The 6,243-nt window shown below is 36.6% G+C and carries 5 protein-coding genes; 3 read left to right on the forward strand and 2 right to left on the reverse strand.

What is annotated here, in order from left to right:
- Nucleotides 1-180: 180 nt before the first annotated feature.
- Entirely contained in the window at nt 181-753 is a 573-nt protein-coding gene (locus NF867_RS14195; protein WP_252588802.1) for a T9SS type A sorting domain-containing protein, read from the reverse strand.
- Between the two features lie 208 nt (nt 754-961).
- On the opposite strand from NF867_RS14195, the gene NF867_RS14200 reads away from it, so the two are divergent.
- Nucleotides 962-2,959, forward strand: a complete 1,998-nt coding sequence (locus NF867_RS14200) for a KUP/HAK/KT family potassium transporter (RefSeq protein ID WP_252588805.1) — start codon at nt 962-964, stop codon at nt 2,957-2,959.
- 88 nt (nt 2,960-3,047) lie between these two features.
- On the opposite strand, the gene NF867_RS14205 is transcribed toward NF867_RS14200, so the two are convergent.
- Entirely contained in the window at nt 3,048-5,003 is a 1,956-nt protein-coding gene (locus tag NF867_RS14205) for an amino acid permease (protein ID WP_252588807.1), read from the reverse strand.
- A gap of 166 nt (nt 5,004-5,169) precedes the next feature.
- Here NF867_RS14205 and NF867_RS14210 point away from each other — a divergent pair, with 166 nt between their 5' ends.
- Both NF867_RS14210 and NF867_RS14215 read left to right on the forward strand, forming a co-directional pair.
- On the forward strand, nt 5,170-5,787 hold the full coding sequence (locus NF867_RS14210; RefSeq protein ID WP_252588809.1) for a phosphatase PAP2 family protein: 618 nt from the start codon (nt 5,170-5,172) through the stop codon (nt 5,785-5,787).
- Nucleotides 5,788-5,808: 21 nt separating this feature from the next.
- Nucleotides 5,809-6,159, forward strand: a complete 351-nt coding sequence (locus tag NF867_RS14215) for a hypothetical protein (RefSeq protein WP_252588811.1) — start codon at nt 5,809-5,811, stop codon at nt 6,157-6,159.
- The last annotated feature ends 84 nt before the right edge of the window (nt 6,160-6,243 follow it).

Raw genomic sequence — 6,243 nt, forward strand, 5'->3', positions numbered from 1 at the left:
GAAAAGGGAATCAATGAGTTTAATATTCGGATAAACTCGAATTTGTTAATAATACTGCGAATATCCCTTAAAAATGCGTTTAGCGCAATTTTATCCTTAAAAATTTAGTGGAATGAGTTTAAATGGCAAAAAAAAACCTTGCTAATCTAGCAAGGTTTAAATATTAAACATTCTTTAAAATTAAAGAATTGATATTCGTTTTGAAACTGATTCGTTGCCCACAGTAACCCTAACAAAATAAAACCCTTTTTGAAGTGAATTTCTCACATTGAATTTTATTTCCTGAACACCTGCCGCAGTTTGCTGCTGTGAAACCAATGTTGAAATCTCATTTCCTAATAAATCCATCAGTTTAATAGTTACGGTATTGTCTTTTCTAAGGTTGTAACTAACGGTAAATTCATCATTCACAGGGTTTGGATATACCTTAACATCAATAATGTTTTTGCCTTCCTCTTGCGCGTTTGCAAACATTATTGAACGGCTTGGGTAGGCTGTTGCAGGATTTAAAATGGTTTTGGCATTATATAATAGCCTTGAAACTGTGAATGAAGTGCTTACTGTGTTCTTTAAAACATAGTTGCCTTTTTTCTCAGAAATAACCGATTTACTGAAGGAACTCAATGAATCTGAAAGAGTCCCATTGCCCTCATTACCCAACCTTAAACCTTCTACACCACCTGCTATGGCAGCAATAGAAGCCGAAAGGGCCAGTAATAATAGAATAGTATGTTTATTGTAAATATATTTCATCGCATTGGCTACAAATATAAAACTAATAAATTTTTAGAGAGCATGTAGATTGTAATAAATTTACTAATTATACTTTAAAAAACTAAAATGGTTTAATTAAAATTCATAAAAATCATGATACAATTTTTAAACCAAAAAATGGTATGCGATTAAATTGGCTGATATTCTGCCAAAAAGTATATTTGCGAACATTTCTTTCATATTCAAATTGAGCAGTCACAAACTTAATCGATTGAGTGCCGCTGGTTTGCTAATCAGTTTAGGTATCATCTATGGCGATATTGGTACGTCGCCCCTCTATGTTTTTAAAGCAATTATTTCAGGAAGACCCATTGATGAAGCCTTGGTTTTAGGAGGTATTTCCTGTGTGTTTTGGACCTTAACGCTACAAACCACCTTTAAGTATGTGGTAGTAACGCTACAAGCCGATAATAAAGGGGAGGGTGGGATTTTCTCACTTTTTTCTTTAGTTAGACGAAAAGCCAAATGGTTGGTAATCCCGGCTATGATTGGTGGTTGTGCCTTATTGGCAGATGGAATCATCACACCTCCAATTACTGTCACTTCTGCCATTGAAGGTTTAAAGTTGGTGCCAAGTTTAGAGCATGTACCTGTAATTCCGGTGGTAATTATCATTATCTCAATTTTGTTTTTTATCCAGCAATTTGGAACGAACATCGTTGGTAAATCATTTGGACCTGTTATGTTTCTTTGGTTTTCAATGCTGGGAATACTGGGCTTATTGCAACTGGTTCATTATCCAATGGTATTGAAAGCTCTGAATCCGTATTGGGCCTACAAAATATTGTTCGATAACCCTGAAGGATTTTTGATTTTAGGCGCGGTGTTTCTGTGTACGACTGGTGCCGAAGCTCTTTATTCTGATTTGGGGCACTGCGGAAAACATAATATTCGTGTTAGCTGGGTATTTGTGAAAACCATGTTGGTGTTGAATTATTTAGGCCAAGGAGCATGGTTGTTGAAAAACTTTACTGGGCTAATGGTAGAAGAAAACCCATTTTACGGAATGATGCCGGATGGCTTTCGGTTATTTGGAATTGCCCTTGCCACAGCTGCGGCTGTAGTAGCCAGTCAGGCATTGATAAGCGGGTCCTTTACCCTAATCAGTGAGGCTGTGAGAATGAACTTATGGCCCAAGGTTCGTATTAATTATCCAACCGAATCAAAAGGTCAGTTATATGTGCCAAGTGTTAACTGGTTATTGTGGGCGGGATGTTGTTTCGTTGTTTTGCACTTCGAAGAATCAAGCAAAATGGAAGCAGCTTACGGTTTATCAATTACCATCGCCATGTTAATGACTACCATTTTAATGTGCGTTTTCCTCATTACCCGAAAAGTTTTTCTGCCGTTTGTAATAGCGTTTGTTGCCATCTATATTTTAGTTGAAGGCGCATTTTTGCTAGGCAATCTATCTAAATTTATGCATGGCGGTTACTTTACTGTGATTTTAGGTAGTTTGATATTTTCGGTTATGTGGACGTGGTTCAAAGCTCGTAAGATCAAGAATCGGTATGTTAAGTTTGTTGAGATTGAAGATTATTTTGAAATAATTGAAGATTTAAGCAAAGATGAATCAGTAAGTAAATACTCTTCGCAACTGGTTTATTTAACAAGTGCTAATTTCGACTCGGAAATAGAATCTAAGATCATCTATTCGATCCTTCAAAAACAGCCCAAACGTGCCGATGTTTACTGGTTGGTTCACGTTGATGTGTTGGATGAGCCTTATAAGAAGGAATACCGGGTAATGGAAATGGTTCCGGGTATATTATATCGTATCGATTTCCGTTTAGGTTTCAGAGAAGGTCAACGCATTAATATTTTATTCAGAAAAGTGGTAGAAGACATGGTTAAGCGTAAGGAAGTTAATATTACCAGTCAATACCGCTCATTACGTAAGCATAATTTGGTGGGCGATTTCAGGTTTGTTGTATTGGAGAAAATACTTTCTGATCCAAGAGCCTTGTCTTTTGTTGAGCGCATAACAATGTACTATTATTTTATACTGAAGAAGCTTAGTTTGTCAGAGGAAAAAGGTTTCGGACTTGATATGAGCTCCGTAACCGTTGAAAAAGTTCCGTTAGTTTTAGCAACTACTGAAAGTGTTGAAATTAACCGAGTGAATTTTGAAAGCGGAAACGGTGTTGATCAACATTTTCAGGCTGTTCATCATCAAACGATTTAATTTAATAAATCAAAAAATAAGAAGAGCCCAGCTGTTGATCAGCTGGGCTCTTCTTATTTTATACTTTATTCAGGTTTTAGTTAGATTGCTAATTCATTGAAATTAAGGAAGGTTCTTTTGCTAACCGGCTATTTTTTCTACTATAAGCAAAATAAATAACCAATCCGATTAAAAGCCATATTCCAAAGCCGATCCAGTTGGTAACGCCTAATTCACTCATCATATATAAACAACTTAGAAACCCTAAAACCGGTATCAGTGAAAGGGCTTTTCTAATACATAAGAAAATAAGATAAACGGCAACAAGTGAAAAAATCCAAAAAGGGACTTTATGTTTAAATAATGACCAGCCACTTTCGTATTTTTTCTCATTACCAACTTTTACTTCGTCAACAAAAGATTTATAATCATTAGCGCTTAAACTGCTCAAAAAAGCTTCTATATCATCACTTTTATGTCCTTTCGCAACCGCAAGTTCTTTAACACGTGTCATTTCATCCGTGCTTAAAGAAGTTACAAATGTAGCCGGAGTATTTAAATGAGGTGCATTAGTTATAAAGTCCATAGTTTCAGCTTTCTTCATTGTAAAGGCATAGAACAATGCTGCAATAAGTAAAATTGGCATTATGTACCGAGAGTTGATATATGGGGTCTTAAATTTAGCCTTAGGTGCGTTTGGTGTGTTTTGAAGCTTTAATACTCCGGCGCACACCAACACAAATGCAAACAAGGTTCCGATGCTGCATAAATCCGTAACGATAGTTAAATTCATGAACAATGCTGGAATAGCTACCACAAATCCGGTAACAATGGTTGCAAAACTTGGTGTTTTGTATTTAGGATGGATATTTGAAAATTTCTTAGGCATTAATCCATCGCGGCTCATGCTCATCCAAATACGGGGCTGACCCATTTGAAAAACCAAAAGTACACTAGCCATCGCGATAACAGCACTAACTGCAATAACTACTGAAAGCCATTGTAAATCCAGTTTGCCAAAAACAAAAGCAAGTGGATCGCCAACATTTAATGATTTATATGAAACCATACCGGTTAAAACCAGGGCTATTGCAACATATAAAACGGTACAGATAATGATCGCCCACATCATTCCACGCGGAAGGTCGCGTTGCGGGTTTTTGCATTCCTCAGCAGTTGTTGAAATGGCATCAAAGCCAATGTATGCAAAGAAAACCGCAGAAACTCCTTTTAAAACACCTGATACACCATTAGGAGCAAACGGATTCCAGTTGTTTACATCAACATAAAAAATACCTACCGATAAAACTAGTAAGATAATTGCCAGTTTAACAACCACCATTGCATTACTGGCATTTCTTGATTCTTTCATTCCACGGTAAACCAGCCAGGTAATTAGTATAATGATGATGAGGGCAGGGATGTCAAGAATCAAATGGAAGCTGCCAATTTGTGGCGCCTCATTCCATGCATTATAAGCTGTTTGCAGCTGAGGCTCAAGATTGGCAAATGATTTACCACTTTGCATTAACGCTACAGCATTCTTGTAGCCTTGTGAAATGGTCAGGTAATCTGTCGACATCCACTCCGGAACATGAATTCCGTTTATGTTTAAGGCATCAATTTTAATATGCTGTAAAAAGCCGGTAAAATAGTCAGACCATGAAATTGCAACGGTAATATTGCCGATCGCGTATTCCATAATGAGTGCCCATCCAATGATCCAAGCCATTAATTCACCGAAGGCTACATATGAATAAGTATAGGCACTTCCTGAAACCGGCACCATTGAAGCAAATTCGGCATAGGCAAAGGCTGCGAAGCTACAGGCAACAGCAGTAAAAATAAAAAGAAAGATAACCGCTGGCCCTCCGTCAAAAGAAGCTTTTCCGATTGTACTAAATATTCCTGCACCAATAATGGCTGCAATCCCGAAAGCGGTTAAATCTCTAACGGTTAAGGTACGATGTAAAGCAGGGCCACCATGCGAATCATCGGAGAAGCCCATTTCGGCTTCTTTTAAAATAAAATCAACTGATTTCTTTCTGAAAAGGTCTTTCCACATAGTTGTTTTTGATTGGTTGAATTTTAAAGTTTGAAAGATAAAAAGTTTATTGAATATTCAGTTAATAAAAATGAGCATACCAATCATACGTACATTTACTGCTAAGGCTCTAGATAACTATTGCCATAAGTGATAGCTTTGTTTTAGCTTAATTAATCTACTGTTCATGTATAAACTTTACCATCAGCATAAAACGTATTTTCAATTATTGTTTTGTTGGATAGTGACTCTTGGCTTTGCCCTGCTTGTTTTCGGTAACCATCATTTGTTTTTAATGCTCCATAAGGATATGGGTAGCATTGCTGACTGGTGTTTTAGATGGATAACCGAGTTGGTGAGTACAACCGGATCATGTATTGTTGTTTTATTATTGTTAATTCGTAATTGGCGGGAAGGAACGAAAGCGTTAATCGCAATGGTGTCATCCACAATTGTTACCCATGTTTTAAAAATATGGGTTGATGCTCCGCGCCCATGGGTGTATTTTAATAATGAAACTGTTATTAGGAGCATTAAGGAAGTAACATTGCTGCCGAATCATAGCTTTCCTTCAGGGCATTCAACGGCAGCTTTTGCTTTAGCAACAGCTCTTGTTTTTACGTTTAATGACAAACGCTGGAGTATTTTCTTTTTTGTAATGGCTGTTTTGGTAGGATACTCCCGAATATATTTAGGTCAGCATTTTCCGTTGGATGTTTGGGTAGGAAGTATGATCGGAATATTATCAGCAACTTTAATCTGGACGTTTGTAGTGTTTAAAAAGAAAGAAATAAATCTGAGCTGATTTAATATGAGTTTAGTTAAAATGAAATCTATTCTAGCATCTCGCAATTTTGTTATCCTTGTAATAGCATTGCTTTCTTCATTGTGGATGAGTTGTGTTTCCGCTCAAAAAAATAATAAAATGGAAAGTGGTGAAATTAAAGTAAATGTAGTTTCAAGAGGCAGCTATCAGTTTTTAATAACACTTTCAGGAAAAACTTACCTGATCATGAATCTGCCTGATGAGTTTAAAGAGGAGGGAATGAAGGTAGTCGTTTCTTATAAGTTATTGCCAGAAAAAGGAATTGTTTACAAACCTTCACCAACTGATCAACCTCTTGCCGATTATAAGCTGGAGGTTATTGAGCTTAAATCAATACGAAAACAGAACTGATTTTTATAAATGAAAGAGGCTGTCTCAAAAGGGGCAGCCTTTTTAGTTGCCGAGAATTGACTGTATATTTTTTGATTGAGAATT

The sequence above is a fragment of the Solitalea agri genome (assembly GCF_023914155.1).
Taxonomy (GTDB): Bacteria; Bacteroidota; Bacteroidia; order Sphingobacteriales; family Sphingobacteriaceae; genus Solitalea; species Solitalea agri.

Coding starts and splice junctions, on each gene's coding strand:
- NF867_RS14195 (WP_252588802.1), bottom strand. CDS start 753: ATGAAATATATTTACAATAAACATACTATTCTATTATTACTGGCCCTT.
- NF867_RS14205 (WP_252588807.1), bottom strand. CDS start 5,003: ATGTGGAAAGACCTTTTCAGAAAGAAATCAGTTGATTTTATTTTAAAA.
- NF867_RS14215 (WP_252588811.1), top strand. CDS start 5,809: ATGAAATCTATTCTAGCATCTCGCAATTTTGTTATCCTTGTAATAGCA.
- NF867_RS14210 (WP_252588809.1), top strand. CDS start 5,170: ATGTATAAACTTTACCATCAGCATAAAACGTATTTTCAATTATTGTTT.